The sequence below is a fragment of the Streptococcus sp. NSSLK0004 genome, assembly GCF_059039125.1.
The window spans coordinates 1061309-1088255 of the sequence record NZ_CM180142.1 but is presented as its reverse complement, the minus strand read 5'-3'; the positions used below and the strand labels follow the sequence as shown (position 1 = coordinate 1088255).

The window sequence follows — 26947 nt, the reverse complement described above, 5'->3', positions numbered from 1 at the left end:
ATAGGAGGTTGCTATGAGCCAGACAACTATTCCAATTATTATGTCCGATTTACGGCAAGATATCGTTCAAGTCCCTGAAATTATCAAGGAGTGTAGCGGTATTCGTATCTATGGTCGACGGATTCGTTCAGTTTTATTTACAACAGACGTCTCCATTATTGCAAATCATAATGCAGATGCTATTTTGGCTGTTTATCCCTTCACCCCTAGCCCAGCTATTATTAAGAGCATCATGATGGTGGCTTCGGTTCCTGTTTTTGCAGGTGTTGGAGGTGGGCTAACGACTGGAATGCGATCAGCTAATATGAGTTTATTGTCAGAATCTGAGGGAGCTTACGCCGTTGTAGTTAACGGTCCAACAGATGTTGCGACCATAAAAGAAATCAATCAGGTTGCAGATATTCCAATCATCTATACAGTTGTCTCAGAACAGACAGACCTTGTGTCACGAATTGAGGCTGGAGTCGACATACTCAATGTGTCTTGTGGAGTTAAAACGGCGAATGTTGTCAGAGAGATTAGGAAACAACTGCCGGATTTTCCAATCATTGCAACGGGTGGTTCGACGGATGAGTCCATTCGTCAGGTCATTGAAGTCGGTGCTAATGCAGTTTCTTACACTGCTCCAAGTAATGCTGAATTATTCAAAGAAAAAATGGAAAAGTATAGAAAATATGCTAAGGAGTAACCATGTACCTTTGTCAATGATGTGAGACCCAAAATGTTATTTTGAAGATAACTATTTGTTAAGCTTTACTAGGAGCTAGCTCCTAGTAAAGCTTTTCTGATATCGATAGGAGATTTCCATCCTAAAGTTTGCATAGGGAGTCGATTAGAACGATAAAGATAGGTTTTCATCTGCTTGATCAGATCGTCATAGGAGTAGAAGGTCAAGTGCTGGTAGAAACGTCGATTGTCATTTCGATGACTGCGTTCAACCTTGCCATTATGTCTGGGTGTTCGAGGACGAATCAGCTTGTGCTCAATGCCAAGTTCCTGACACAATAAGTCTAGTGGGTGAACTTGTTTGGTTTCTTTGAAATGAGTGAACTCGAAGCCATTATCCGTTTGAATGATTTTTGGTTTGTATCCAAAGTGTTTGATAGCCATTTTGAGAAATTGAACCGTTGAGTAGGACGACTGTTCTTTGAAAGGGAATATAAAACGTTCTCGACTGGCCTCATCAATGACGGTATACTGGTAGAACTTGTCAGGTAGTTTTCCTGTGTAGCAGTGAGTCGGGACATATTTGACATCCATCTGCCACTTGATACCGAGTTTAGTCGGAGTGTCATATGGTTTTGGTACATAAGGTTTTTTCTTTGTTTTAGGGGATTTGAAGAAGTTCAGCTTTCTCAAGATTCGAAAGAGTGAGCAAGGATGTCTATGATATCCCTTATTCGTTTTGAGTTTGTAAAAAATTTCTATGAGGGTTGCGTTTGGATTTCTTTTGATGCAGTTTTTAATCCAGGTCAGCTCTTGCTCGGTATGCGCCTTTGGATGCGGTGTTAGAGGGCGATGAGAACGGTCTTTCAGCGACTCTTTTGTGCCATCAAAACGCTTGTTCCAGCGCATGAGAGAAGCTTTTGAAACTTTGTAACGTCGACAGATGAAGGCGACAGAGGCTCCATTTCGGTAAGTTTTAACAGCGTGGTAGCGTGTTTCCAAGGTGTGTGGCAAATAACGAAGATTTTGTGGTATACTAGTCATGAGAAGATTCCTTTTTTGGTGAGTGGTGGTACTCTTATCATATCAAGGAATCTTCTTTTTGACTTCTAGAAGTCTCACATCAATTGTAACGCTACAATAGAAAATATGCTAAGGAGTAACCAGTTCTTGCAATCTTCTATTTTATGGGGTAAAATAGAAAAAGGGACTTCCCTTAGTTAAATGGATATAACAAATTCCTCCTAAGAATTAGTTGCTGGTTCGATTCCAGCAGGGGAGATAGAAATACAACAAAAACCCTTGATACACAAGGGTTTTTAACTTTCTTGCCCCAAATTTTTCCATTAAATTTCTGACTTTGTCGAATGATTGCTCTTGTTTTGCTTTGAATAAGGGAGAATATGTTTTTAATGTTTCGGTTGCATCCTTGTGACCTACTAACTTGGCAATGGTCACAACGTCCACATCATGATAGATTAGCCAACTAACGTAGGTATGACGTAAGCCATGGACATTAAATGTTTGACGTAAAGTGTTTGCGGTCTTTTTCTAACTGTTTACGTCTGTTCGCAATTTCAGCTTGTAGCTTTTTATCTTCTTTTTCCTTTGCCCGCTGCTCTCTCAAGAGTTCTTTTTCTTCTTGTTTCTGCATTTCGTATTCTGCAGCAAGACGTAGTTCCTCGATTTTAGAATCTAAGTAAGACAAAGTTAACCGAATCATATTGCGTTGATACATTTTATTGATTTGCTCAAAAGCTTTGCGGAGAACCTGGACCTTCTTATCGACGTTTGAGACGGTTACTTTGACCAAGAGGGCATATGCTTCGCCGTTGAAACCACAAATTGCTGCTTTGATTAGTTGATTCTGCATAGCCTTGCCTTTGCTTATCGTGATCTGCTGCAATCGTTGGATGCGGCAGACAAAAAGCTGTTGTTTGAGCGGTTCGATGCGTTTGCTACTAAGTATCCTCAATATGCTTATCTGCTACCGATTCGTGAGTCTATCTATCGTTTGGATAGACTTGAGGGTCTGCAGTACAATATCCGTTTGGCCCAATTAGAGGTTGGTGCTAGCGAGCAGACGGCTTTGCAAAAACACTTACTCGATACCTACACAGGCACTTACGGTCGCTTTGCCAAGGAGTTAGGCTTAGGCGTGGTGGACAAACAAACGGCTCAGTTGTTCATCAATGCGGACTGGACAGGTGCAGGGAACTACTCAAGCAATATCTGGTCTAATCGTGATAAATTGGCTAAGTATTTGGCTAATGATGTCCGTAATGCGTTCATCCGTGGCGATAACTATGCTAAGATAGCGAAAGCGATGGAAGAGCGTTTTTCCAAGGTCTCAAAAGCAGACATTCGTAGGCTGGTCTATACGGAAGGGACTTATGTAGCCAATATGGCAATGATGGCACCGTTTGAAGAGAGTGGGCTATATGATGAGTACGAATATGTAGCAGTTATTGATGGTTCAACCAGCGATGTTTGCCGTGGTTTGGACGGTCAGAAATATAAGATTGCAGACAAGATGCCAGGCGTCAATTTTCCACCCATGCATCCGCGTTGTCGGTCTACTTTTTTGATTGTGATGCCGGAGGATGTGGAGGAGAGGGAAAAAGAGTTGAAAGATAAAGTGCTATCTCAAGCAAGAAAATCGGGCGATAAAGTATTTATAACTGATCAATCAATCCAGAAAGTGCCTCTAATAAACATACCGGGATATTCAGATGTAGAAAATTCAAATATCCAATTAGCACACAAACAACTGTTGGTAGAGACGAGAGATAAAAATAACTCTGATGAGCTAATGTACATCTTGTTAGGTGAAAAGCCAATAAAAGTTTTTGGCGACCAGTTTGGCGTTGAAATAAATAGTCACGCTGATGCTAGATTTGTACTTAACAGCTCTAAGCAAAGAACTCTGACAGTTCTGCATAACCATCCGGGAGGGTCGACTTTTTCGTTGAACGATTTCAACTTTTTTATGGGTACACCATCGGTAAGGACTCTCACGATTGTTTCTAACACTGGTCGGGTAATGTATGTAACTAAAACAGATTCTTTTGATTTTGTAGGAGCAGTGAAAACATTGAAAGAAATTGATAAAATAATAGACAGCGATATTGAAAGAGTTTTCAAAAAAATGTATAATCATGGTGTAAGATATAAGTTGAAATGAGGTGGTCTTTGTGACAGAACTGGAGAGACAAGAGTTACAAAAGTTTAAGGAACGAAATTTACGTCTTGATGGGGATGATGAATTTACAACAGAGGAACAAACTCGTTTTTATGAATTGTTATTATTAGAACTTGGAGCGGTATAAAAAATGTCTGATGTTATCATTCCGTTGGATGGTGAACCAGTCATGTCGCCTGAAGAAATGATTGAATCTTGGCTAGAAAAAGCTAAGAATGAAATCGAGGCACCTAGAGAAATCTAAAATATAGGTGACAAGTTACAGTGGAGGTGTATAAGTTATGCGCGGACCTAATCATCCCATGTTCTTTTGGCAAAAAGATAAAAGTTGGTATATAATTCATGACGATTACACTATTGAATTAACGGAGTTAGCTCCTAAAGAAGCAAGGGCGTCGTTTGAAATTTACCAGAAAGAAATGGAATTAAGAAAAAAAGGAATTTATGCATAAGCACCTAGAGAAATCTAAGTGCTTTTTTGTTGCTGAAAATATGTGAGAGCAAACAAAGTGCCAGGCGTCAATTTTCCGCCCATGCATCCACGTTGTCGGTCTACTTTTTTGATTGTGATGCCGGAGGATGTTGGCCGTAAACAGATTAAAATAAATACAGAATCGTTAAGTCCAAGTAACCAAAATAGCACTAAAACACTTGAAAACGCTATGAAAAGTGGTAAAATAAAGCTAGATACAAAACGTGAAGCTGATATCTTGATTCCGCAGTCATTGAGCGCGATGGCTAGAGATATCTACGTTAAGGCAGATTATCCAGTTAGAGGAGACTATCTAATCAAACGTGGTAGTAAAATCACAAATGTTGAAGTGATTGCTGGAAAGGATGTTAGAAGACAGATTGATGATATCCGTCGATTAGTAAGGGAACACGGTGGGAATGCTAAAGACTGGCAAAAAGTAAAAGGCATTGCTACGTTATCAGACGGCAGTAAAATAGAAGCTCATTGGTATCAAGCAAAAAACGTAGGTAAGGTGGAATTTAAGGTCAAGAGGTGGTTGTAATGAAAGCTAAGTATATTGGCGAATCCGAATCTCATACTTTGGATAACGGGAAAATTTATGAAATTCTTTCGGTTGAGCGTGGGTGGTACCGTGTAGTAGATAAATCTGGAGAAGATTATTTATACCCTGCAGAGGAATTTGAAATTGTAGAAGAATAGCACCTAGAGAAATCTAAGTGCTTTTTTGTTGCTGAAAATATGTGAGAGCAAACAAAGTGCCAGGCGTCAATTTTCCGCCCATGCATCCACGTTGTCGGTCTACTTTTTTGATTGTGATACCGGAGGATGTGGAGGAAGAGAAAAACTCTAAATTTGTTGAAAATGATATACAAAAGTTGTATAATCAAGGTATGGAAAATCATATTGAGATTGATAAATTTACCCCTTGTTTAGAAGAAGTTAAGACTGGTAAAATTATTAAGACAAATTATTTAAAGAGTCAATTGATTACCAAGTCAGAATCGATGAAATTACAAAAACAAGGTTGGTTGTTTGATTGGTCGATTCCCCAAACGAATGGTTATGACGTTTATAAGTTATATCGTCAAAATTCTAAGAGAATTGAAGGGATGATTGCTTTAAAAGTTGACCATAGCAACAGCGCTGTCCATATTGATATTGTTGAAAATTCTCCTAAAAATAGAGGCGGTGATAAAGAATATTATGGGGTAGGTGGTCACTTATTTGCTATTGCTACAAAAGTTAGCTATACAGAGGGTTTTGAAGGTTTTACCTATTTCACTGCTAAAACAGATTTGGTTAAGCATTATCAAAAAGAATTGGGGGCTAAAGTCGTAGCAGGTCGGGTTATGGCTATTGATGAACAAGCTGCATATAATTTATTAAGTACATATGAACTTATTGAGGAGGATAAAAATGACTAGAGAAGAAATGAAATCTTTTGCAAGGTTAGATGAAGCTGTTGATAGAATTGCGGATGGTCGTTATACAACTCCTTCAGAAAATATGCCTAAATATAATATCAGAGCTGTTATGATAGAAGCGGAGCGACTTGGACGGCCGTTGACTGAAAAGGAAGCTAAAAAATTTTTGACTATGTAAAATAAGCATTCGAGTAATCGAGTGCTTTTTTGTTGCTGAAAATATGTGAGAGCAAACAAAGTGCCGGGCGTCAACTTTCCACCTATGCATCCACGTTGTCGGTCTACTTTTTTGATTGTGATGCCGGATGACGCGGAGGAGAGGGATGGTCAAGACACAATGGTAAACGAACAAGAAAGTAGCCATAAAGGAATCGATAGAAACAAGCAGATCAATAGAGCTGTTATTGATTCTAATATGTACAGAAGAAAAATTGATACCCTTGGTGAAGATAAAAAAATCACAAAAGCAATGTGGCAGGAGATGCGGTCGATATTGGAACATAGAAACGGTACTGAGTTCGAAGACTTAGTGTTTATTGACAGTATAACCGGGAAAGCTATGGTTTCAAATCATGAAAACAAAATTAGAGAGGTTTCTCCGACCAGAGCAATGTTGAATATGTTAAAAAATACTGAACCCGGAACTGTGATTGCAATCCATAACCATCCAGGGAGTTCTGTACCTAGTTATTCAGATTTAGAGATTGCCTTTAAACGAGAATACAAGTATGGGCTTGTAGCATGTCATGATGGAACGATTTTTAAATATTCTGTTAATAATTCGGTAGACGAGGGATTATACAGAACATTTCTTGCAAAATTAGATACGAAAGGGTATAATAAAGATAGCTTGGAAGAGTTTTCAAGAAAATTGTCTCTTATCGGAGTAGATTTGGAGATCATCTAATGAATTTATACAATAGCGTATCAAAAAAATTAGGTATGGATTTGGTTGCTTATATAAAAAAATGGCGAGAAAATCAAACCGTAGTTGTTACAGAAGATGACAACGAAGAGAATCCACTTTCTGTGCTAACTCTGGAAGAGTTGGATTTGTTTGAAGAGTATGCATTGTTGACTTATCAAAGACCAGGATAGATAATAGCACCTAGAGAAATCTAAGTGCTTTTTTGTTGCAGAAAAAGCAGGAGGTGGTCCGACATCTTGACAGCAGGAAAGACTGCAACTAATCGTATAATCTAACCGTATGGAATCCCATGCGGTTTTTTTAGGTCCAAGCATTGATGACGTTAAAAGCTATGGGATAGACAGTCGGGGACGACTTTAAAAATAGGAGGTTCGCAATGAACGAAGAAACACAAACAGTCGAAGCGGTCGAAGATGACAAGAAGGTAGCAGCTGAACCCGAACAAGTCACAGAAGACCCGAAAGACGAAAAAAAATATACAGACGCAGAACTGGATGCGATCATCGGTCGCAAGTTTGCCCAGTGGAAGGAAAAGCAAGAGAGGGAAGCTGATGAAGCGAAGCGCCTTGCTAAGATGAACGCTGAGGAGAAAGCGAAGCACGAGCAGGACAAGCTCAAGGCTGAAATCGCTGAATTGAAGCGTGAGAAGACATTGTCAGAGATGGCAACCACTGCACGGAACATGCTGAAAGAGGCTGACATCGCAGTGGACGATGTTTTATTAAAAACTCTGGTCACTGAGGATGCAGATGCTACCAAATCAAATGTCGAGGCTTTCGCAACGTCTTACAAGCAAGCGGTGGAAGATGGTATCACGGCGCGTCTGAAAGCTCCTGTCATGAAAAAGGGAGCGACTACATCGACTCTGACCAAAGAGGCTATTATGGCAATCAAGCGTTGATTTAACAAGCTTTTTCGTTTATCAAGTATTTTTGTCAAATCATGGAAGTCTTCCAGCAGGGGAGATAGAAACTACTCTAAAAAGCCTGATTTAACAGGCTTTTTCGTTATGTGACTTTCAGTCCGTCACGCTCCGTAAGGTGCGTGACAAATAAACCACCCGCTATGCTGGTGGCTGACAAGGCTGTGAGCTTCCATTTCTTTTTCCTGATATAATCTAATTGTTCAGGTTAGATAAAGGAGGAAAAAGAAGTGGCTAAAACCAGTTACAGTTTATCACATACCAAATGGAGGTGCTCTATCATATAGTTTTCACACCAAAGTACCGCAGAAAGTCCATTTACTACAAAATTAGACAGGATTTAATTGATATTTTCCGTCACCTATACCGATACAAAGGTGTGGAAATTATTGAGGGACACATGATGCCAGATCATGTTCATATGCTTGTCTTGATACCCCCAAAACTTTCGATTTCCGATTTCATGGGATATCTGAAAAGTAAAAGTGCTCTCATGATATTTGATAAACACGCAAATTTGAAATATAAGTATGGAAATCGAAAGTTTTGGGCAAGAGGCTACTACGTTAGTACCGTTGGACTGAACGAAAAGACAGTTGCGAAATATATTCGCGAGCAGGAGAAAAATGACATTGCACTTGATAAGTTGAGTGTGAAAGAGTACGAAGATCCATTTTCAGATGGTAGCTTTAGAACAAGATAAAAGCCCGTTGTTACGGGCATTAGTCAAGTAAACATAGCACTAACCTGAACGAAGTTCAGCGAACGTCTTTATCTTTAGACGTCGCTGGAGGGAAACGGCTTATAGCCGGTGTACAAACCACCCGTTTTGACGGGTGGTCATGATTTCTTGTCCAAAATTTGTCCAAATAATTTGGAATAATTGCTCACTATTTACAATCTCATCTCAGTTGTTGTCCATAGATAGTCTGTTTGCGATTGATGAAATAGGATATGACAAGTACAGGGACAGCATAGGGCAGGATAGCTGTTCCAAATACCTCATATCCTATGAGGCAAGGAGTGAGTAAGGTATTAGTTGCAGCTCCAAATACGGCACAGTATCCAAGGGCAACAACAAGTTCAGTAGGTAGTCCGATAGCCCCCGCTAAAATGGCTCCACTGCTTGCCCCAATCGCAAATAGTGGCGTAACCTCTCCGCCTTGAAAACCGGCAGTTAGACAAAGGATGGTTAGTAGCAATTTCAGTAACCAATCATAAGGATAAATCACCTCCCCTGTCAAGCTGGCTTCGATTAGATTGGTTCCCAGTCCAGAATAGCGGCCTTGGTGGAAAAATAGTAGGACAGATAAGCTAATTCCCATGATGGTCATGCGCAGATAGGGATTTTTTAGCCATTTTTCAGCCTGTTTTTTAGCGATTGATAAACCAAGAGCGAATAGGTTACCAATGCAGCCAAATGATAAACCAAGTACAATTAAGGGAAGAAATCCCAAATGATCTGTTACAGACAGGCTATACTGGAATTTTTCCAATCCTAACCAATGCGATGTCAGACTAGCAGTAAGAGCTGCTAAAAGGATAGGGGGCAATTCTCTCCATGCATAATGACCAACATACAAAACTTCAATAGCAAATAGACTAGCAGCGAGCGGTGTCTGAAAGAGTCCAGCAAATCCTGCTGCCATTCCCATTTTAATCAGTAGGGAACGTAGGATAGTTGTACCAGCCCATTTTTCCAAAGTTTGAGCAATGACTGCCCCTAATTGAACAGCAACGCCTTCACGTCCTACTGACGCACCAAAAAGATGGCTGACCCAAGTTGTCATTGCAATGAGTGGAAGTAGAACGAATGGAATTCGTTTATCTTGTCCCTGTGCTACTTCAAACACCAATCCCATTCCAGAACGAACTTCCGCGCCCCATTTCTGATAAGAAAAGACAATGCTTAATCCTGCTAGTGCTAGTGCTGGCAGAACAAAATAAAAGACAATGGAACGAATTTCTCCAATCCAGAGAAGAATACGACCAAAAAGACTAGTAACTATTCCTGCTAGAAATCCTAAGAGGAGTGCTATACCTATGTAGGTGATAATCGTTTTAAATTTACTGCTCATCGGTTTGTAAATGTTCGGACTGGTAAGCGCGTGACTGACTCATAATATCTGCAAAAGTAGATCGGATCGTCATTCGATAGGCAGGATTTACCACTAAACTCTCCACACGATTGAGGACTTCTTCCTCACGCTTGCTATCTAGGACAGCTTTTCCAGTTTTACGTTTGAAGCTTGTGACTTTGTCTACCAAGGTCATGCGACGCTCTAATAGCTCTACGAGCTGGGTGTCAATGTGATTAATATCTTGTCGAATATCTTGTAAATTCATTAGTTTTTCTCCTTATGAGTATGGTGCCAAATCAAGTAGGCAAAGAGAGCGATAAGAATAAGGACAGCTAACCCCAATAGGAAAGTAGGGTTCTCATCTAAGATTGCTTGTCCACCAAAGGTATATAATAGGCTGGTTGGAGCTGTTCCACCGAGAACAATCACCACCCACTTTTTCCAAGAAAGTTTTTGGCTAGCAACCCAGTAATTGACTACTAGAGTCGGAAAAAGTGGAATCATGTAAGCCAAAATAAGAGCAACATTTTGATTTTTTAATTGTTTGAGGCGCTCTAGATAAGAATTTGTGCGGGGTTTACGATGGCTATCCAAACTTTGGATCACTTGAATCATCAAGAAGTTTCCGAGGCAATTGGCAGCTAAATTCATAATAAAACCTAACCAAGGACCAAATACGACTCCGTTACAAATTGCCAAAAGAGAAGAAGACAGAAAGGGAATAGCAGCAGTCAGAGAGGTCAGCAAGAGTAAAATAACAAAAATCTAGTAGGCTAGGTTTTGAGAATATCGTTTCTAACTCTGCTAATGACAGGTGTTTCTGCCCAAAAGCGAGAATAGACGTGCCATATCGGTTCATGAGATAGATGATTGCCAATAATAAGGAAACAATTCCAAGTCCAGTCAGGAAAGTATGGACTTGACGATATTCTATACGATTTAATTTCAATAGCTTACACCTCTTATTTATGGCAAAACAGCAACCTAGGTTGCTGTTTTTAACTTTCTGATAGTTTTGCCACCAAGTCTGTTGCAAATTGTTCTAAGTTGATAATATCATCATCCTCTGCTGCTAAATCGACTTTAACATTTTCAGCACCTTTAATTGCACCGCGTGAAGCCAACATAACATCGAAATCATCTACTGCACTACAAAAATCATCGTAGAAGGTATCGCCAGAGCCACAAACTCCGTAGATTTTACCTGTCAAATCTAAATCTGCCAAATCAGCATAGAAATCGATAATCTCATCTGGCAATTCTCCATCACCACCATAAGAGTAGGTGTAACTTGCTACCACGATGATATCTGCGTCTAGAATTTCCTCAGTTTCAATGGTGGTACATTCATTGTTCTGTACCTCTAAACCAAGTTCCTCCAACTTATTTGCCACAATATCGGCAATTTCCTCAGTATTACCAGTCATACTAGCGTAAACAATTTTTGCTAGTGCCATAGCTTCCTCCAAAAATTATGATAGGACTAGTATAGCACATTTCCTTTCTTTGTTAAAGACTAAAGAGGTGCGAAAAGGACTAAGTTTGTGATAAAATACTGAAAAGGAGTGTATTATGAGTATTATTCAAGAAATTGTAGCTAAGATTAAAGAGGCAGATTGCGTGATTATTCACCGCCATCAGCGACCAGATCCGGATGCGATTGGTAGCCAGTTGGGGCTAAAAAAACTCTTACAGTTAAATTTTCCTGAAAAACGAATTTTAGCAACTGGGATTGAAGAGCCTACGCTATCTTGGCTTGGACAGATGGATGCTGTAGCTGACAGTGACTATCCAACTAGTTTGGTCATTGTAACTGACACAGCTAACACCGAACGAATTGATGATAACCGTTATGCTAATGGAGATTTTCTTATAAAAATTGACCACCATCCAAACGATGATGCCTATGGAGATTTGCTTTGGGTAGATACCAGCAGTAGTTCGACCAGTGAGATGATTTCTCTCTTTGCAAAGGAATTGGGCATGGCAGTCGATGGCGAAATCGCTCGTCTTCTCTACGCAGGAATAGTGGGGGATACAGGACGTTTTCTCTATCCATCCACGACTGCTCGTACCTTTGAAGTGGCTGCCTACTTACACCAGTTTGATTTTGATTTTTCAGGTCTCTCTCGTCAAATGGATTCTATGGATTACAAAGTTGCTAAGCTTATGGGCTATGTCTACGATAACCTAGAAGTAGATGAAAATGGAGCGGCACGAGTTGTTTTGACTCAAGCCACTTTAAAATCCTATAATGTAACGGATGCTGAAACAGCGGCAATCGTTTCAGCACCTGGTCGAATTGATGTTGTACAGTCTTGGGGAATTTTTGTTGAGCAGCTAGATGGCTCCTACCGTGTCCGTTTGCGGAGTAAGTTTGCTGTAATCAACGAAATCGCCAAAAGACATGGCGGTGGCGGTCATCCGCTAGCTAGTGGGGCAAATTCCTATTCTTTAGAAGAAAACGAAGCCATTTACAAAGAAATTCAGCAGGTAGTCAAAGATGCAAGCAAGTAGCAGACAAATTCGCCTCATGGGGACCGTGATTGATACGACCATTTGGCATGAGAATCCAGAGCCTATCTTGGATCAGGTAGAACAGCTCCTCTATCTTTACAAGGATCGTTTTTCAGCAAATGATTTGACTTCCGAATTGATGGAGGTCAATCTAAATGCAGGAGTGCAGGCGGTACCTGTCGCACCAGATCTCTATGAGTTGATTGATCTTGGTAAGAAGCACAGTCTGGCAGAGAATAGCTTTCTTAATATCACAATTGGTCCCTTAACCCAGCTTTGGCGAATTGGATTTCATGATGCCAAGTTACCAGACCAAGCCAGTATTGATGAGCGGCTGGCGATGATCAACCCTGCTGACATTGAGCTAGACTCAGAATATCAGCAAGTCTTTCTCAAAAAAGAAGGCATGGCGATTGACTTGGGAGCCCTGGCAAAAGGCTATATTGCGGATAAGATTGTCGCCTTTTTGAAGGGGATGGGGGCTCAGGCTGGTCTGATTAACCTAGGTGGAAATGTTTTGACCTTTGGCAAACCACCTCATCAGGCAGATGGTCTGTGGCGGATTGGCATCCAGCATCCGAGGCTCCCACGTGGCAATAATGCCCTAGTCCTCAAAGTAGGGGAAGAGTCGGTGGTCACCTCTGGTATTTACGAAAGAATCTTTCAGTTTGAAGGTAAGACCTATCACCATATCTTTGACAGTCAGACAGGCTATCCCTTGCAGGCGGAAATTGCCAGTTTGACCATTGTGTCCAAGCAGTCGGTTGATGGGGAGATTTGGACGACCCGTCTGTTCGGTGCTTCCATTCAGGAGATTTTTCATCAGGTCTGTCAGCAGGAGGGACTGGAAGCTATCATCATGACTCAAGATGATCAGATGGTGGTCACGCCAGGCTTGCGAGATAGGATTGAGCGATGAAAGAACTAGTACAACAAGAAGAATTTGAATTTGTAGCCATTCCTTTGGAAAAGGCAGAGCAGTTCAAGACAGATACTGATTCGGGAGCTTCTGAAGGAGGCTTTGGTGCGCGTGTTTGGACGGATGCCAACTCAGGTCCATCTGTGCAATAAAAATCAAAGAAAACACTTGACAGTGAAGGAAATATTTGATAAACTAACTGAGTTATTAATCTATGGCTCGGAAAGAGTCCATGGCAGAAAGGAATTTTTATAATGAAAAAAGATATCCATCCAGAATATCGCACTGTTGTCTTCATGGACACAACTACTGGTTACAAGTTCCTTAGCGGTTCTACAAAGAGCTCTAAAGAAACTGTTGAATTTGAAGGTGAAACTTACCCATTGATTCGTGTGGAAATTTCATCAGACTCACACCCATTCTACACTGGACGTCAAAAGTTCACTCAAGCAGATGGACGTGTGGACAAGTTCAACAAAAAGTACGGTCTCAAATAAAAAAACAGTCCTTAACGGACTGTTTTTTCACGAGCTTGAAAACAAAAGAGCGAGTTATGGTCCAGTGGACCGTTTTTTCTTTGTCTCTAGCGATAAGAGAGGCAAAAAGTCTTTACATTACAGAAATGTTGATACAAAGCCTTTTTCAAGAATTGGGAGGGCTTTTTTTTTGCGCGTGATTGCCAAAATGATTGCATTGGTTCAGATACTGTAGATATTCTTGTTAATTAGAGAGGGTTTCATATTTCAGTCTGTGAAAGCTTTTTCATCGTGTATTTCTAGTTTTAATACTTGTCGAATTTTGCTATAATTGAAGGAGTTTAGAAAGTACGAGGATTTTTGATGGAAATAAAACGAGGCTCTGTTGAGAGTCGAATTGATTATGCCTTGATTTTACCGGTGTTCTTTTTGCTCATAATAGGAATTATCTCAGTTTATATTGCAGTCAATCAGGACTATCCTAGCAATGTGGGAGCCATAGTAGGGCAACAGATTGCTTGGATTGCGGTTGGTATTAGTTTAGCTTTCATGGTCATGTTTTTTAGCACTAAATTTCTTTGGAAAATGACCCCTATTCTTTATCTATTTGGGTTAGGTCTGATGGTACTTCCCTTGTTCTTTTATAGTCCAAGTTTGGTAGCTTCTACAGGTGCTAAAAACTGGGTAACAATTGGTGGCACCACTCTCTTTCAACCTTCTGAATTCATGAAAATTTCTTACATTATTATGATGGCTAGAATCATTGTAAGTTTCCATAAAAACCATCCTATTAGGAACATAAAAGAAGATTTTCAATTGATTGCTTATCTAAGTCTTTGTACCCTCCCAGTTCTTATCCTGCTCTATTTTCAAAGTGATTTAGGCACATCATTAGTTTTCTTAGCCATTTTTTCCGGGATGATTCTTTTATCAGGTATTTCTTGGAAAATCTTGTTACCAATTGTATTGGGGGCAACGATTTTTATTGCAGGATTTATGTTGATCTTTTTAGCTCCTGGAGGGAAAGTTTTGTTAAAAAATATCGGCATAAGTACTTATCAGCTTAATCGAATCTCTGCCTGGTTAGATCCCTTTGAAAATGCTAAGACAACTACTTATCAGCAAGCACAGGGATTAATTGCCATTGGTAGTGGAGGTTTGACGGGAATTGGCTTTAATAGGACTAATCTCTTAATCCCAGTAAGAGAGAGTGATATGATCTTTACAGTTATTGGTGAAGATTTTGGTTTTGTGGGTGGACTTGTTGTGATTGGACTATATACAATGCTAATTTATCGAATGCTCCGTATCACTATTCAGTCTAACAATCGCTATTATACCTATATTTCAACTGGTTTTATTATGATGCTTCTCTTTCATGTATTTGAAAATATTGGAGCAGCAATTGGTGTTCTTCCATTGACAGGGATTCCGCTCCCATTTATTTCACAAGGAGGCTCGTCAATGATTTCGAATCTACTTGGTGTAGGCCTTGTTTTATCGATGAGCTATCAATATACATTGACAGATGAAAATCGCCGCAACCGTTCACGGGCCTATAAAAAAATAACCATTAAACGAATTGAGGATTAACTATGAAAAAAATTGCAGTAATATTGGCGAATGGTTTTGAAGAAATAGAAGCACTAACACCGGTAGATGTTCTACGGCGTGCACAGTTTGAAGTAGATATTGTAGGATTGACAAATAATCAAGTAGTAGGTTCTCACGGAATTACTGTTATTACAGATAAAGTCTTTACTGGGGATTTATCCACATATGATATGATTGTTCTGCCTGGAGGTATGCCTGGATCGGTCAATCTTCGAGATGATAAAAGATTAATTCAGGCGCTTCAAAGTCAATCGCAAGAAGGAGCGTATATAGGTGCTATCTGCGCCGCACCTATTGTTTTGGATGCGGCAGGGGTATTGGAAGGTCGGAAATTCACTTGTTTTCCGGGTAAGGAAAAGGATATCATTTCTGGACATCATGTAGAAAGCAAAGTTGTGGTAGATGGTCACATTGTGACGAGTCGAGGGGCAGGAACTAGCTTAGACTTTGCATATACATTGGTAGATTTACTAGGTGGAGACGGAAAAGAATTATCAGCAATGATGGTTTATGGTTAATGATTAGAAATGGGGATGAAAGACTCCCTTTTTCTAGTTTATTAGGGAAAATTGTGGTATAATGAAGGGTACTATTTATAGGATTAAACTACGATATTAAAGGGAATGCTATGACAGAAGAAATTAAAAATTTACAGGATAAGGCGCAGGAGTATGATGCCAGTCAAATCCAAGTTCTAGAGGGACTGGAAGCAGTTCGGATGCGTCCGGGGATGTATATTGGTTCAACGTCGAAAGAAGGATTGCATCACTTGGTATGGGAAATTGTCGATAATTCGATTGATGAAGCTTTGGCAGGCTTTGCGAACCATATTCAGCTTTTTATTGAAAAGGACAATTCAATCACTGTTGTCGATGATGGTCGAGGTATTCCAGTTGATATTCAGGAAAAGACTGGCCGTCCTGCTGTGGAGACTGTCTTTACTGTACTTCATGCAGGGGGAAAATTTGGCGGAGGTGGCTACAAGGTTTCAGGTGGATTGCACGGCGTAGGTTCTTCCGTTGTAAATGCCCTTTCTACCCAACTGGATGTCCATGTGTATAAAAATGGTCAGGTGTATTTCCAGGAATACCGTCGTGGAGAAGTCGTAGCTGACTTGAAGGTTGTTGGTGAAACAGACCAATCAGGAACAACTGTTCATTTCACTCCAGACCCAGAGATTTTTACAGAAACGACAGAGTTTGATTTTACGAAGTTGGACAAGCGGGTTCAGGAACTAGCCTTTTTGAACCGTGGCTTACACCTATCCATCACTGACAAGCGTGAGGGATTAGAACAAGAGAAGAATTACCACTATGAAGGTGGAATTGCTTCCTATGTAGAATATTTGAACGAAAACAAGGATGTTATCTTTGAAACGCCGATTTACACGGATGGTGAAATGGATGATATCACGGTAGAAGTGGCCATGCAGTACACAACGAGTTACCATGAGAATGTTGTCAGCTTTGCCAATAATATCCATACCCATGAAGGTGGCACCCACGAGCAAGGTTTCCGTACTGCCTTGACACGTGTTATCAATGATTACGCTAAGAAAAATAAAATCCTGAAGGAAAATGAGGATAATTTAACGGGTGAGGATGTACGGGAAGGTTTGACTGCCGTTATCTCTGTCAAGCACCCTGGTCCGCAATTTGAAGGCCAAACTAAGACAAAGCTAGGAAATAGTGAGGTTGTCAAAATAACAAACCGTCTATTTTCAGATGCCTTGTCAGAGTTCTTGCTTGAAAATCCGCAAATTGCTCGTCGGATTGTTGAAAAGGGAATTTTGGCAAGTAAGGCTCGTATCGCAGCCAAACGTGCTCGTGAAGTGACTCGTAAGAAGTCAGGTCTTGAAATTTCCAATCTACCAGGTAAATTGGCGGACTGTTCTTCAAATGATCCAAGCCAAACTGAATTGTTCATCGTCGAAGGAGACTCTGCTGGTGGCTCTGCAAAATCTGGTCGTAACCGTGAGTTTCAGGCTATTTTGCCAATTCGTGGCAAGATTTTGAATGTTGAAAAAGCTACCATGGATAAAATTTTAGCCAACGAAGAAATTCGTAGCCTCTTTACTGCAATGGGAACAGGTTTTGGTGCAGAATTTGATGTCAGCAAAGCTCGTTATCAGAAGTTGGTTATCATGACAGATGCCGATGTCGATGGTGCCCATATCCGTACCCTCTTATTGACCCTTTTCTATCGCTATATGCGCCCGATTGTAGAAGCAGGTTATGTTTATATCGCTCAACCACCAATCTATGGTGTTAAGGTCGGAAGTGAAATTAAAGAATATATCCAGCCAGGTGTCAATCAGGAACAAGAATTACAGGAAGCTTTAGAACGCTATAGCCAAGGGCGCTCAAAACCAACTATTCAGCGCTACAAAGGTTTGGGAGAAATGGATGACCATCAGCTTTGGGAGACAACCATGAATCCTGAAAATCGTTTAATGGCACAAGTTTCCGTTGATGATGCAGCAGAAGCAGATAAAATCTTTGATATGCTCATGGGTGATAAGGTAGAGCCTCGTCGTGAATTTATCGAAGAAAATGCAGTCTATTCAACACTTGATGTATAAAAATCTGAAAAAATGTGCATAGAATAGAAAAGTATGATATAATAAGTTGATTTTTTGCTAATATAAATGAACGTAAGGAGTTTTACATGACTAAAGGAACGATCATGTTAATCGTTGGGATTGTTACGGTTTTAATCATTGCCTACGTGGCTTGTCTAATTATACGCAAGCGCAATGATAATCTTTTAGTTGCTCTAGAGGAGCGCAAGGAAGACCTCTTTAACTTGACCGTTAATGATGAGATAGAAGCTGTTAAAGCGCTACATCTCATTGGACAAAGTCAAGTGTCTTTTCGAGAATGGAATCAAAAATGGGTGGATTTATCACTCAATTCATTCGCAGATATTGAAAACCATATTTTTGAGGCTGAAAGTTATAATAACTCATTTCGATTCCTGCGCGCTCGGCATGCTATTGATAGCATAGAAAGCCAAATCGATTTGGTTGAAGAAGACATTGCAGCAATTCGTCAGGGATTAGTAGAGTTGAAGGAGCAAGAGGAAAGAAACTCAGGCCGTGTCAAACATGCTCTTGACTTATTTGATCGCTTACAAGATGCTGTTCGTCAGAATGCAGAAAAATATGGAGAAACTTTACCTGAGTTGGATAAACAACTCAAAAATATTGAAGTTGAATTTTCTGAATTTGTGATGCTTAATTCGTCAGGAGATCCAATTGAAGCTTCTGAGATTTTGGATAAGACGGAAGAGCACATGATTGCACTCAATCAAATTATGGAACGAATTCCTTCATTGGTTGAGAAAGTAGAAATAAGCTTCCCTGATCAGTTAGAAGATTTGGAGTCAGGCTATCGTAAATTATTGGAACAAAACTATCTCTTCACAGAAGGTAATATTGAGACACATTTCCAAGATATTCGTGTGGCCATTCGTGAAAATACTGCTTTGATAGTATCCTTTGATTTGGATGCGGCAGAAAACGAAAACAAAGCTATTCAAGCTCACATTGATCACTTGTATCAGATTTTCACTCGTGAAATCGAAGCACATAGGACAGCTGTTAAGATTAGCAAGAATTTGCCTAAATTTTTGGAGCACATTTCAAATAACACTAATTTGTTGAACGAGGAAGCAAATCGTTTAAATAAATCATACGTGCTGGCCGAAAGTAAGTTGTCTAGAATTGGTCAGTTAACCAAACGGATTGACACAGTTGAAATGGCAGTTGTTGAGAGCGTCGAAGAATTAGATACACCACAAGTTGCTTATTCTATTTTGGAAGAACGTTTAGAGCATGCTATGGCTACTCTTAAGCAAATGGAAGAAGAGCAGTTAATCTTAGCTGAGTATCTGAAGAATCAAGAGTCCTCAGAAGCTACTGCTCGGAAAAAGGCTACTCAATATGTTAGGAAGTTACACACGTTAAAACGTTATATGGAAAAGCGGAGTTTACCAGGTATACCAGAGGAATTCTTGGGACAGTTCTTCCGTACAAGTGGACATGTAGAGTCGCTTATTTCAGAATTAGACTATAAACGGATCAACATTGAGATTGTTAACCGTTTACTAGAAACAGCCACGTTTAACATGAATGAGCTGGAAGATATTGCTTATGAAATTGTTCAATATGCTACCTTAACAGAGCAATTGCTACAATATTCAAATCGCTACCGTTCTTTCAATGAAAATGTACAAAAGGCATTTACACGCGCACTAGATATCTTTGAAAGAGAGTTTGACTACAAGAAAGCATTTGAAGAAATTTCGTTTGCGTTGGATACAGTTGAACCAGGAGTGAGTGATCGCTTTGTTCATTCATATGAAAAAACAAAGGAAACGATTCGTTATTAACAAGAAGCCTTAGGGCTTTTTGTTTTAGAAAGGAAAAATAATGCTTGTAAGAGGTTTACTGGTAATGGATGTTGATTCCACATTGATTATGGAAGAAGGAATAGACCTACTTGGCGAAGAAGCTGGTGTTGGTGAGGCTGTCGCAGCTATTACTGAACGTGCAATGCGAGGTGAATTAGATTTTGAAGAGGCTTTACGTGAACGTGTAGCATTATTGAAAGGATTGCCTATTTCAGTATTTGACCGTATCATGGAAAAGATACATTTTACACCAGGAGCTACTGAATTAGTAGCAGAATTAAAAAAACGTGGGTATAAGATTGCGGTTGTTTCAGGTGGTTTTCATGAGACTGTCGATCGTCTTGCTACGCAGTTGGAATTAGACTACGTTAGGGCCAATCGGTTGGAAGTAGTTGATGGTTTTCTGACTGGTCAGGTCTTGGGAGAAATTGTTACAAAGGATACCAAAAAAGCCTGCTTAGAAGCATGGGCACATGAAAATAATCTGTCCCTATCCCAAACTATCGCTATGGGAGATGGAGCAAATGATTTGCCTATGATTCAAACAGCAGGTGTTGGAATTGCTTTCTGTGCAAAGCCGATTGTACAGGAGCAAGCACCATATTGTATCACAGAGAAAAATCTGTACCATGTGATTGGAATACTAGATAGTCTATAAATTTATACTATGATACTTGATAGAGTCTGGGTAACCTAGGCTCTTTGTTTTATTATTTTTTAGGCCTAGCTATTGAATTTTATCTAAAGATAGTGACAATGTGTCAGGGTTATGATACTATATAGTCAATACTAAAGATAAGGAGAACTAGTATGAAAAAAAGACTTAGGAGATACTTGCTAGGTTTGTTCCTAGTGATTGGCTTCTTCATGACGTTTCAATCTGTGTCGGCAGCGATTCAACCAACAGATGTTACGGCTCCTGCAACAGGTAATACACTTGTCTACGTTGACGGAACCTTTGTATCTGCTGGAAAAGATGCTGTTTTAAAACGTCTGAACGAAATTCGTTTAGAAGCCTATCAGGAAGGCTATGTGAGTAGTTATGTTCCTTTGAAATGGTCAACAGACTTAGAAAAGATTGCTCAGATACGAGCAGCGGAAGCGACCGTAAAACAAGGTCATGCTCGTCCTAACGGAAAATCCTTTAGCATGACTATAAATGGTCAGCGTAGCTATGCAGAAAATCTAGCTTGGAATGGTACAAAGAATGCGCAGTCCATGCTGAGAGCTATCGAGCAATTTTACTCTGAAAAAGCTGATTATATTACCTATAAGCAAACAGGGAAACTCAATGGGCAGATTGGTCACTATTTATCAATAATCAATCCACAGTATAAATATGTTGGAATGGGGACCTTCTATACCCCAGGTGTTTACTATACAGCAACGGCTCAACAATTTGCTTATGAGTCAACTGGAAGTGAGCTAGAAACTGGAATTTATGGAGCTCACACTCAGTTAATGGAAGTACAAGGGGCTATGGTTACAGAAACAAGCCTGACTATTCCAACAAGCAGTTTAACAGTTGGTCAAACGACTCAAGCACAAGTAACTGCTAAATTACAGGTATCTGGTTACCAAACAACGACCATCCCGATTCAATTGGCGGGAGTAGTATGGTCTACTGGAAATGCTTCAGTAGCAGGAGTAAGTAATACAGGCTTAGTGAGAGGACAAAGTGTTGGCTCTACAACCATCACGGCAACTGCAGGAGCAACTTCTTTGTCTCAAGCGGTTACTGTAAAGGGAATAACCAGCCTACAATCTATTCAAGTATCGACTAAGTCGAACAAGGCGCCAACGCTTCCTACCACCGTAAAAGCGACCTGGTCAGACGGCAGCACAAGTCAAGAGACTGTCACATGGTCTAGCGTAAATTACAGTAATAAGACGACAACAGCTAAGACTGTCACAGTGACAGGTACGGTAGCTAATACAAGTTTAAAAGCAACTGCGACTATCACCATTCATGGCATCAGTAGTCTGAAAACCGCGACAATCACTACCAAATCAGGTGTAGCGCCTACCTTGCCAACAAGTGTGACGGCAACTTGGACTGATGGAACCAGCACACAAGAACCAGTTACTTGGAATGCCATTTCATCTAGTCAGTACACAAAAACATCCCCAAGTCAATTCACAGTAGCAGGTACGGTTCAAGCTAGTTCACTTGCAGCCCAAGCAACGGTTAATGTCGTTACGATTCGCTCTGCAACACCAGTATCACTTGCAACTAAATCTGGTCAGGCACCATCTCTCCCGTCTACTTTATCAGTAACATGGTCAAATGGAACAACTAGCCAGGAACCAGTCACATGGAATACTTTAAGACCGGCAGATTATACCAGTACGCAGAAAAAAATCGTGCAATTACAAGGCCGATTGGCAAATACGACAGTGGTACCGGTAGCCACAATTACTGTGCATGCAATTTCTCAACTAGCACCAGTGAGCGTTGTAACGATGAATAATACTGCTCCAGTTTTGCCAACAACCGTTATTGCAACATGGACAGATGGTACAACAACTGCAGAAGCTGTTACCTGGGATAGTATCTTACCAAGTTTGTATTCAAATAAATTTGTCGAAACAACCTTTGTTACTTCAGGAAAGGTGCAGAAGACTAATTTGTTAGCGACAGCGACCGTAACAGTTGTTGTAGAAATTCCAAAACCAGTTTATCGACTCTATCATAGTGGTTTACAAGTACATTTATATACCACAGATGCTAATGAACGGACAGTATTAGCAAGCCGTGGATGGATGTATGAGGGTATCGCATGGAAAACAGCGACTAAGACAGGTGATCCAGTTTATCGTCTCTACAATCCGAGCTTAAAGGTTCACTTGTATACTAGAGATTATAATGAGTATACCATTCTCGCAGAACGTGGCTGGCAGCAAGAAGGAATTGCTTATCGTTCTTACGGTACGCAACCAATCTATCGTCTCTACCACACTGGTCTCAAGAAGCACCTCTATACCAAAGATGCTAATGAGTATGCAATATTGGCAACTCGTGGCTGGAAACAAGAAGGAATTGCTTGGTATAGTTTACCTTAGTAGTTGTGAGTGGAGAATATAAAAAGGTAACCCTTGCTTACCTGAACAATCTTGTCCAGAAGGAAGAGAAAATCTTCCTTCTTTTCTTATTATCAATATTTGTGACAACTGAGTAGCCAACTGCACATCTTTTAAATTAGTGGAATAGATTATTGGTAAAAATGGTTGAAAATATCAAAAATGCTATTCCTTTAGATTTTTTCAATCTAAATGATGACAGGCATAATTGACTACGGGAACATTTAGCTTCTTTTAAGAAAAAATAGCTATACTATTATCATCAAATCAATAGGCTAGCAAGGTTTGAAATATCTATATAAAAAAAGGAAAACTATTTATGTCTATCGTGGAAAAAATTAAGTCACAACCTAAAACATTATTAGCTACTGTTGCAATTGCAGGTGTTACAGTTGGATTTGCTGGAGGAATTGGTGTTGGGAAAGCATCTTCGTCTGTTGCAAACAGTCAAGTTCAATTAGAAAATAATGCTCAAGGTATGACTCCTCCAGATCAAGGTAACCAACCAGGCGGCAATGGTCAAGGTATGACTCCTCCAGATCAAGGTAACCAACCAGGCGGTAATGGTCAAGGTATGACTCCTCCAGGTCAAGGTAACCAACCAGGCGGCAATGGTCAAGGTATGACTCCTCCAGGTCAAGGTAATCAACCAGGCGGCAATGGTCAAGGTATGACCCCTCCAGATCAGGAGAATACAACTGACACATCAAATGCTTCATCAGATAAGGTAAACGAGTTGAAGAAGAAGAATCAAGAAATTCAGTCAAATATTGAAAATAATAATCAATAAATATACCTTAGTTTTTCTAATTTATGATATAATGGGCTGTCTAGGACATACTGACAGTTAGGATTTAATGAGTTTTATGCATTCTAAGGAGGAGAAGTAATGATAAAGATATTATTGGTTGAAGACGATCTAAGCTTATCCAATTCAGTTTTTGATTTTTTAGATGATTTTGCAGATGTTATGCAAGTATTTGATGGTGATGAAGGGCTCTATGAAGCGGAGTCAGGTGTATATGATTTAATTTTGTTGGATCTTATGTTACCTGAAAAGGATGGTTTCCAAGTCTTAAAGGAACTTCGTGAAAAAGGAGTAACCACGCCAGTTTTGATTACGACAGCAAAAGAAAGTCTGGATGATAAGGGACATGGTTTTGAATTGGGAGCAGATGATTATCTAACCAAGCCTTTCTACTTAGAAGAATTAAAAATGCGGATTCAAGCTCTTTTGAAAAGAGCTGGAAAATTCAATGAAAATATTTTATCATATGGCGATATCTCTGTTGATTTATCTACTAATTCTACCCTAGTCAATGGATCGGAAGTTGAATTATTAGGTAAGGAGTTTGATTTGCTAGTGTACTTTTTGCAGAATCAAAATGTTATCTTACCTAAAACTCAGATTTTTGACCGTATTTGGGGCTTCGATAGCGATACAACCATTTCTGTTGTAGAAGTATATGTATCAAAGATTAGAAAGAAATTGAAAGGTACTACCTTTGGAGAAAACCTTCAAACTCTCCGTAGTGTAGGGTACATTTTAAAAAATGCTGAATAGAGTAAAAAAACTATTTTATACGGATAATTTTTCATATTTTATCCGTTATTTTGCTGTTTTCACACTGATTTTTGTTTCTATGACTTTGTTGATTTTTCAAGTCATGAGAACGACTATGTATCGTGAAGCAGATGATAATTTTAAACAGATTGAAGAGAACCCTTCTATAGTGTTGGATTTTGCTATTATGAGACATTATCCACCTACATTGGTAGAAGAGGTAACGGAAGAAACCACCACCTCATCATCAGATATTACTTCTTCCTCTTCACCACAACAGAAACCTTTAGAAACAGCCTCAAGCCTCAAATTGGGAACAAATTATAATGTAGTGCTCTATGATTCAAACGGAGAGGTTGTCAATCCAGATTATTTTTCAGGGTTAGATGAATTTGAACTAGATAAAGTAGATCTAGGAAAAATTAAAGAAGCTAGTGTCCAGACCCATTTTGGTGATAAGGAAGATTATCGCTATATCACCATTGAAATTTCCAGTGATTTAATGGTTTACTATGACGATATCACTGTACAATATGCAACGATCCTTTTTAATGTCACTCAGCTTAAAAGTTCGATTGCCTCAGCTGAAAAAATCGTAGTTATTGTTATGATCAGTTTTTGGTTAATTTCTATTTTTGCAAGTATTTATCTTGCGAATGTAAGTATGCGCCCTATTTTAATAAGTTTTCAGAAGCAGAAGGATTTTGTTGAAAATGCTAGCCATGAATTACGTACACCGTTAGCTGTTTTGCAAAATCGCTTGGAAAGTCTTTTTCGACATCCAGAAGCTACTATTTTAGACAGTAGCGAAAATATTGCATCTAGTTTGGAAGAGGTAAGGAATATGCGATTGCTTACAACCAATCTTTTAAATTTGGCACGCCGAGACGATGGTTTGAAACCAGACATTTCAGACATTTCACCAGATTTCTTTGATGATGTTTTTGCTAATTACGAAATTATGGCTGAGGAGAGCGGAAAAGAGTTAGAGGTAACCAACCAAGTAACACAGTCTATTCGCTCAGACAAAGTACTACTCAAGCAGTTGATGACTATATTATTTGATAATGCCATGAAGTATTCTGATGAAGATGGGCAGATTTCGATTGATGTCAAACTTAAAGATCGTCATCTAGTTTTGAGGGTAGCAGATAATGGTATTGGTATTAGCTCAGAAGACAAGAAAAAAATCTTTGATCGATTCTATCGTGTTGATAAGGCCCGGACTCGTCAAAAAGGAGGCTTTGGGCTAGGTTTGTCATTAGCCAAGCAAATCTTAACGACTTTGCATGGAGATGTTCAAGTGAAGGATAATCATCCGAAAGGAACCGTATTTGAAGTAAGATTGCCTAGATAAAAAGCTCTTGAGTCATTGACTCAAGAGTTTTTTTGAAAATTGCAACAAAAAAAGTCCCCGTGGAGACTCTTTTATTAAGCAAGTTTTGATGCAAGACGTGCTTTATCGCGGCTTGCTTTGTTTTTGTGAATCAAACCTTTTGTTTCTGCTTTATCGATTGCTGAGCTAGCAGCACGGAAAAGCTCTTCAGAAGGGTTAGCTTCAAATGCTTTGATTGCAGTACGCATAGCTGATTTTTGAGCTGAGTTTTTTTCGTTTTGTTTAACGTTCAATTCAGCGCGTTTGATAGCTGACTTAATGTTTGCCAATGGTTTCACCTCCACCCTTTCTTGTACTAACCATACCATTATATCTGAAAATAGCTTATTTGACAAGAGAAATTTATTTTTTTAAATAAATTTCATCTATTTCATGATTTTGTCCTTTATGAAGGATGATGTCAGCACGATTTCGTGTTGGTTCAATATATTTCTCCAGATTGGCCAAGTTAATATTCTTCCAGGTATCCTGGGCCATTTGGACAACTTCTGAAGAAGGTAGCTGTGTGAAGCGGTGGTAGTAGTTGCTGGTATCTTTTTCAGCTAATTGTAGTAATTTTTGGAATCGCTCTAGGTACCAGCTCTCGATATTGGTCACATCTGCATCAACATAAATGGAGAGGTCAAAGTAGTCGCTGACATAGAGACGTTGATTTTGAGGGTTTTGGAAAACATTGATTCCTTCTACAATAAGGAAATCTGGTGAAGTAATAGTCTGAGTTTTGTCAGACAAGATATCGTAGACCTCATGAGAATAAACAGGTATCTGATACTCATCACCATTTTTGATATGATCGAGGAAGTCTAGTAAGAGTTCCATATTATAGGATTCTGGAAAACCTTTTCGGTCTAAAATTCCTTTTTCTTCAAGTATTGCGTTTGGATAGAGAAATCCGTCGGTAGTAACCATATCGACACTAGCATTCTTGAAGGTACGAGCTAGTAAGATTTGAAGGAGGCGACTAGTGGTTGATTTACCGACTGCAACACTTCCAGAGACACCAATGATGAAGGGTTTGGCCTTGATTTTTTCCTGTAAAAATAAGCTTTTAGAGAAAGACAAATCTTCACTTGTTTTCTTATAAATACGGATTAAGTTTATCAAAGGCAAATAGACATCCAGTACCTCTTGAAGACTAATCTTGTCATTAAAACTTTTGATAGAATTTAATTCTTCTTGAGTCAGAGGGACCGTTGTTTTTCGATGTAGTTGTTGCCAAGTTTGGCGATTGATTTTTTCGAAGTTGATAAATTCATTTTTCATAGCATT

32 protein-coding genes and 2 pseudogenes are annotated in these 26947 nt (G+C 39.5%); 24 read left to right on the top strand and 10 right to left on the bottom strand.

The genetic code is table 11. From position 1 onward, the window contains the following. Positions 1-13: 13 nt before the first annotated feature. Entirely contained in the window at positions 14-688 is a 675-nt protein-coding gene (locus AC4CS8_RS05585; protein ID WP_493892341.1) for a hydrolase, read from the top strand. Positions 689-756: 68 nt separating this feature from the next. On the opposite strand, the gene AC4CS8_RS05580 is transcribed toward AC4CS8_RS05585, so the two are convergent. From AC4CS8_RS05580 to AC4CS8_RS05570, 3 genes and pseudogenes are all read right to left on the bottom strand, one after another. After that, positions 757-1710, bottom strand: a complete 954-nt coding sequence (locus tag AC4CS8_RS05580) for a DDE-type integrase/transposase/recombinase (RefSeq protein ID WP_493892340.1) — start codon at positions 1708-1710, stop codon at positions 757-759. A gap of 207 nt (positions 1711-1917) precedes the next feature. Further along, positions 1918-2145 carry a hypothetical protein gene (locus AC4CS8_RS05575; protein WP_493893872.1) on the bottom strand — a complete coding sequence of 76 codons (228 nt, stop codon included), beginning with the start codon at positions 2143-2145 and terminating at the stop codon, positions 1918-1920. Positions 2146-2185: 40 nt separating this feature from the next. Further along, positions 2186-2554 (bottom strand): annotated as a pseudogene (locus AC4CS8_RS05570) (SNIPE associated domain-containing protein); the annotation flags it as partial. Between the two features lie 270 nt (positions 2555-2824). Here AC4CS8_RS05570 and AC4CS8_RS05565 point away from each other — a divergent pair. The 10 genes and pseudogenes from AC4CS8_RS05565 to tnpA all read left to right on the top strand — a co-directional run bounded on the left by AC4CS8_RS05565 (position 2825) and on the right by tnpA (position 8320). Then, entirely contained in the window at positions 2825-3850 is a 1026-nt protein-coding gene (locus AC4CS8_RS05565) for a minor capsid protein (protein ID WP_493893871.1), read from the top strand. Positions 3851-3860: 10 nt separating this feature from the next. Continuing rightward, a complete protein-coding gene (locus tag AC4CS8_RS05560; protein ID WP_493892339.1) occupies positions 3861-3995 on the top strand; it encodes a hypothetical protein in 135 nt (44 codons plus the stop codon). Positions 3996-4437: 442 nt separating this feature from the next. Beyond that, positions 4438-4884 (top strand): hypothetical protein, encoded by a 447-nt coding sequence (locus AC4CS8_RS05555; RefSeq protein ID WP_493892338.1) that lies wholly within the window; start codon positions 4438-4440, stop codon positions 4882-4884. After that, a complete protein-coding gene (locus tag AC4CS8_RS05550) occupies positions 4884-5042 on the top strand; it encodes a hypothetical protein (RefSeq protein WP_493892337.1) in 159 nt (52 codons plus the stop codon). Before AC4CS8_RS05555 ends, AC4CS8_RS05550 begins: the two co-directional genes overlap by 1 nt. A gap of 128 nt (positions 5043-5170) precedes the next feature. Next, on the top strand, positions 5171-5767 hold the full coding sequence (locus AC4CS8_RS05545) for a hypothetical protein (protein WP_493892336.1): 597 nt from the start codon (positions 5171-5173) through the stop codon (positions 5765-5767). After that, positions 5760-5945 (top strand): hypothetical protein, encoded by a 186-nt coding sequence (locus tag AC4CS8_RS05540; protein ID WP_105117734.1) that lies wholly within the window; start codon positions 5760-5762, stop codon positions 5943-5945. Before AC4CS8_RS05545 ends, AC4CS8_RS05540 begins: the two co-directional genes overlap by 8 nt. Positions 5946-6065: 120 nt before the next feature. After that, on the top strand, positions 6066-6674 hold the full coding sequence (locus AC4CS8_RS05535) for a hypothetical protein (protein ID WP_493892335.1): 609 nt from the start codon (positions 6066-6068) through the stop codon (positions 6672-6674). Continuing rightward, positions 6674-6865 (top strand): hypothetical protein, encoded by a 192-nt coding sequence (locus AC4CS8_RS05530; RefSeq protein ID WP_493892334.1) that lies wholly within the window; start codon positions 6674-6676, stop codon positions 6863-6865. Before AC4CS8_RS05535 ends, AC4CS8_RS05530 begins: the two co-directional genes overlap by 1 nt. A 206-nt stretch (positions 6866-7071) precedes the next feature. Next, positions 7072-7596 carry a DUF4355 domain-containing protein gene (locus AC4CS8_RS05525; RefSeq protein ID WP_493892333.1) on the top strand — a complete coding sequence of 175 codons (525 nt, stop codon included), beginning with the start codon at positions 7072-7074 and terminating at the stop codon, positions 7594-7596. 251 nt (positions 7597-7847) lie between these two features. Continuing rightward, a pseudogene (tnpA, locus tag AC4CS8_RS05520) lies at positions 7848-8320 on the top strand (IS200/IS605 family transposase). Positions 8321-8519: 199 nt separating this feature from the next. Here the strand turns inward: tnpA and AC4CS8_RS05515 are convergent. Genes AC4CS8_RS05515 through AC4CS8_RS05495 form a run of 5 tightly spaced genes read right to left on the bottom strand, consistent with a single transcriptional unit; the run spans position 8520 to position 11155 of the window. After that, complete coding sequence (locus AC4CS8_RS05515; RefSeq protein WP_493892332.1) at positions 8520-9695, bottom strand: chloride channel protein; 1176 nt, start codon at positions 9693-9695, stop codon at positions 8520-8522. Further along, positions 9685-9963 (bottom strand): chorismate mutase, encoded by a 279-nt coding sequence (locus tag AC4CS8_RS05510; RefSeq protein WP_493892331.1) that lies wholly within the window; start codon positions 9961-9963, stop codon positions 9685-9687. Before AC4CS8_RS05510 ends, AC4CS8_RS05515 begins: the two co-directional genes overlap by 11 nt. Continuing rightward, positions 9963-10349, bottom strand: coding sequence for a VTT domain-containing protein (locus tag AC4CS8_RS05505; protein WP_493892330.1), 387 nt, complete (start codon positions 10347-10349; stop codon positions 9963-9965). The genes AC4CS8_RS05510 and AC4CS8_RS05505 overlap by 1 nt, the downstream gene beginning before the upstream one ends. 34 nt (positions 10350-10383) lie before the next feature. Further along, on the bottom strand, positions 10384-10647 hold the full coding sequence (locus AC4CS8_RS05500) for a hypothetical protein (RefSeq protein ID WP_493892329.1): 264 nt from the start codon (positions 10645-10647) through the stop codon (positions 10384-10386). A 49-nt stretch (positions 10648-10696) separates the two neighbouring features. Beyond that, positions 10697-11155, bottom strand: coding sequence for a flavodoxin (locus AC4CS8_RS05495; RefSeq protein WP_493892328.1), 459 nt, complete (start codon positions 11153-11155; stop codon positions 10697-10699). A 115-nt stretch (positions 11156-11270) separates the two neighbouring features. Here AC4CS8_RS05495 and AC4CS8_RS05490 point away from each other — a divergent pair, with 115 nt between their 5' ends. The 13 genes from AC4CS8_RS05490 (at position 11271) to AC4CS8_RS05430 (ending at position 25639) form a co-directional block, all read left to right on the top strand. Continuing rightward, entirely contained in the window at positions 11271-12215 is a 945-nt protein-coding gene (locus AC4CS8_RS05490) for a DHH family phosphoesterase (protein WP_493892327.1), read from the top strand. Beyond that, the gene (locus AC4CS8_RS05485; protein ID WP_493892326.1) at positions 12202-13134 is read left to right on the top strand and encodes an FAD:protein FMN transferase; all 933 of its coding nucleotides are present in this window, start codon (positions 12202-12204) and stop codon (positions 13132-13134) included. Before AC4CS8_RS05490 ends, AC4CS8_RS05485 begins: the two co-directional genes overlap by 14 nt. Further along, positions 13131-13286 carry a hypothetical protein gene (locus tag AC4CS8_RS05480; RefSeq protein ID WP_493892325.1) on the top strand — a complete coding sequence of 52 codons (156 nt, stop codon included), beginning with the start codon at positions 13131-13133 and terminating at the stop codon, positions 13284-13286. Before AC4CS8_RS05485 ends, AC4CS8_RS05480 begins: the two co-directional genes overlap by 4 nt. 102 nt (positions 13287-13388) lie before the next feature. Beyond that, the gene (locus tag AC4CS8_RS05475) at positions 13389-13631 is read left to right on the top strand and encodes a type B 50S ribosomal protein L31 (RefSeq protein ID WP_493892324.1); all 243 of its coding nucleotides are present in this window, start codon (positions 13389-13391) and stop codon (positions 13629-13631) included. Between the two features lie 342 nt (positions 13632-13973). Continuing rightward, complete coding sequence (locus AC4CS8_RS05470) at positions 13974-15203, top strand: FtsW/RodA/SpoVE family cell cycle protein (RefSeq protein WP_493892323.1); 1230 nt, start codon at positions 13974-13976, stop codon at positions 15201-15203. Positions 15204-15205: 2 nt separating this feature from the next. Continuing rightward, positions 15206-15742, top strand: coding sequence for a DJ-1 family glyoxalase III (locus AC4CS8_RS05465; RefSeq protein WP_493892322.1), 537 nt, complete (start codon positions 15206-15208; stop codon positions 15740-15742). A gap of 110 nt (positions 15743-15852) precedes the next feature. Then, entirely contained in the window at positions 15853-17805 is a 1953-nt protein-coding gene (gene gyrB / locus AC4CS8_RS05460; RefSeq protein WP_493892321.1) for a DNA topoisomerase (ATP-hydrolyzing) subunit B, read from the top strand. 86 nt (positions 17806-17891) lie between these two features. Further along, entirely contained in the window at positions 17892-19616 is a 1725-nt protein-coding gene (gene ezrA / locus AC4CS8_RS05455) for a septation ring formation regulator EzrA (protein ID WP_493892320.1), read from the top strand. Between the two features lie 40 nt (positions 19617-19656). Continuing rightward, positions 19657-20295 (top strand): phosphoserine phosphatase SerB, encoded by a 639-nt coding sequence (gene serB / locus AC4CS8_RS05450; RefSeq protein ID WP_493892319.1) that lies wholly within the window; start codon positions 19657-19659, stop codon positions 20293-20295. Positions 20296-20447: 152 nt separating this feature from the next. After that, the gene (locus AC4CS8_RS05445) at positions 20448-22700 is read left to right on the top strand and encodes an Ig-like domain-containing protein (RefSeq protein ID WP_493892318.1); all 2253 of its coding nucleotides are present in this window, start codon (positions 20448-20450) and stop codon (positions 22698-22700) included. Positions 22701-23037: 337 nt separating this feature from the next. After that, the gene (locus AC4CS8_RS05440; RefSeq protein ID WP_493892317.1) at positions 23038-23508 is read left to right on the top strand and encodes a hypothetical protein; all 471 of its coding nucleotides are present in this window, start codon (positions 23038-23040) and stop codon (positions 23506-23508) included. A 99-nt stretch (positions 23509-23607) separates the two neighbouring features. Beyond that, entirely contained in the window at positions 23608-24282 is a 675-nt protein-coding gene (locus tag AC4CS8_RS05435) for a response regulator transcription factor (RefSeq protein WP_493892316.1), read from the top strand. Beyond that, the gene (locus tag AC4CS8_RS05430; protein WP_493892315.1) at positions 24272-25639 is read left to right on the top strand and encodes a sensor histidine kinase; all 1368 of its coding nucleotides are present in this window, start codon (positions 24272-24274) and stop codon (positions 25637-25639) included. The genes AC4CS8_RS05435 and AC4CS8_RS05430 overlap by 11 nt, the downstream gene beginning before the upstream one ends. Positions 25640-25713: 74 nt before the next feature. Here AC4CS8_RS05430 and rpsT read toward each other — a convergent pair whose 3' ends face one another. Beyond that, complete coding sequence (gene rpsT / locus AC4CS8_RS05425) at positions 25714-25962, bottom strand: 30S ribosomal protein S20 (protein WP_012027069.1); 249 nt, start codon at positions 25960-25962, stop codon at positions 25714-25716. Between the two features lie 58 nt (positions 25963-26020). Further along, a complete protein-coding gene (coaA, locus tag AC4CS8_RS05420) occupies positions 26021-26941 on the bottom strand; it encodes a type I pantothenate kinase (protein ID WP_493892314.1) in 921 nt (306 codons plus the stop codon). Positions 26942-26947: the final 6 nt, after the last annotated feature.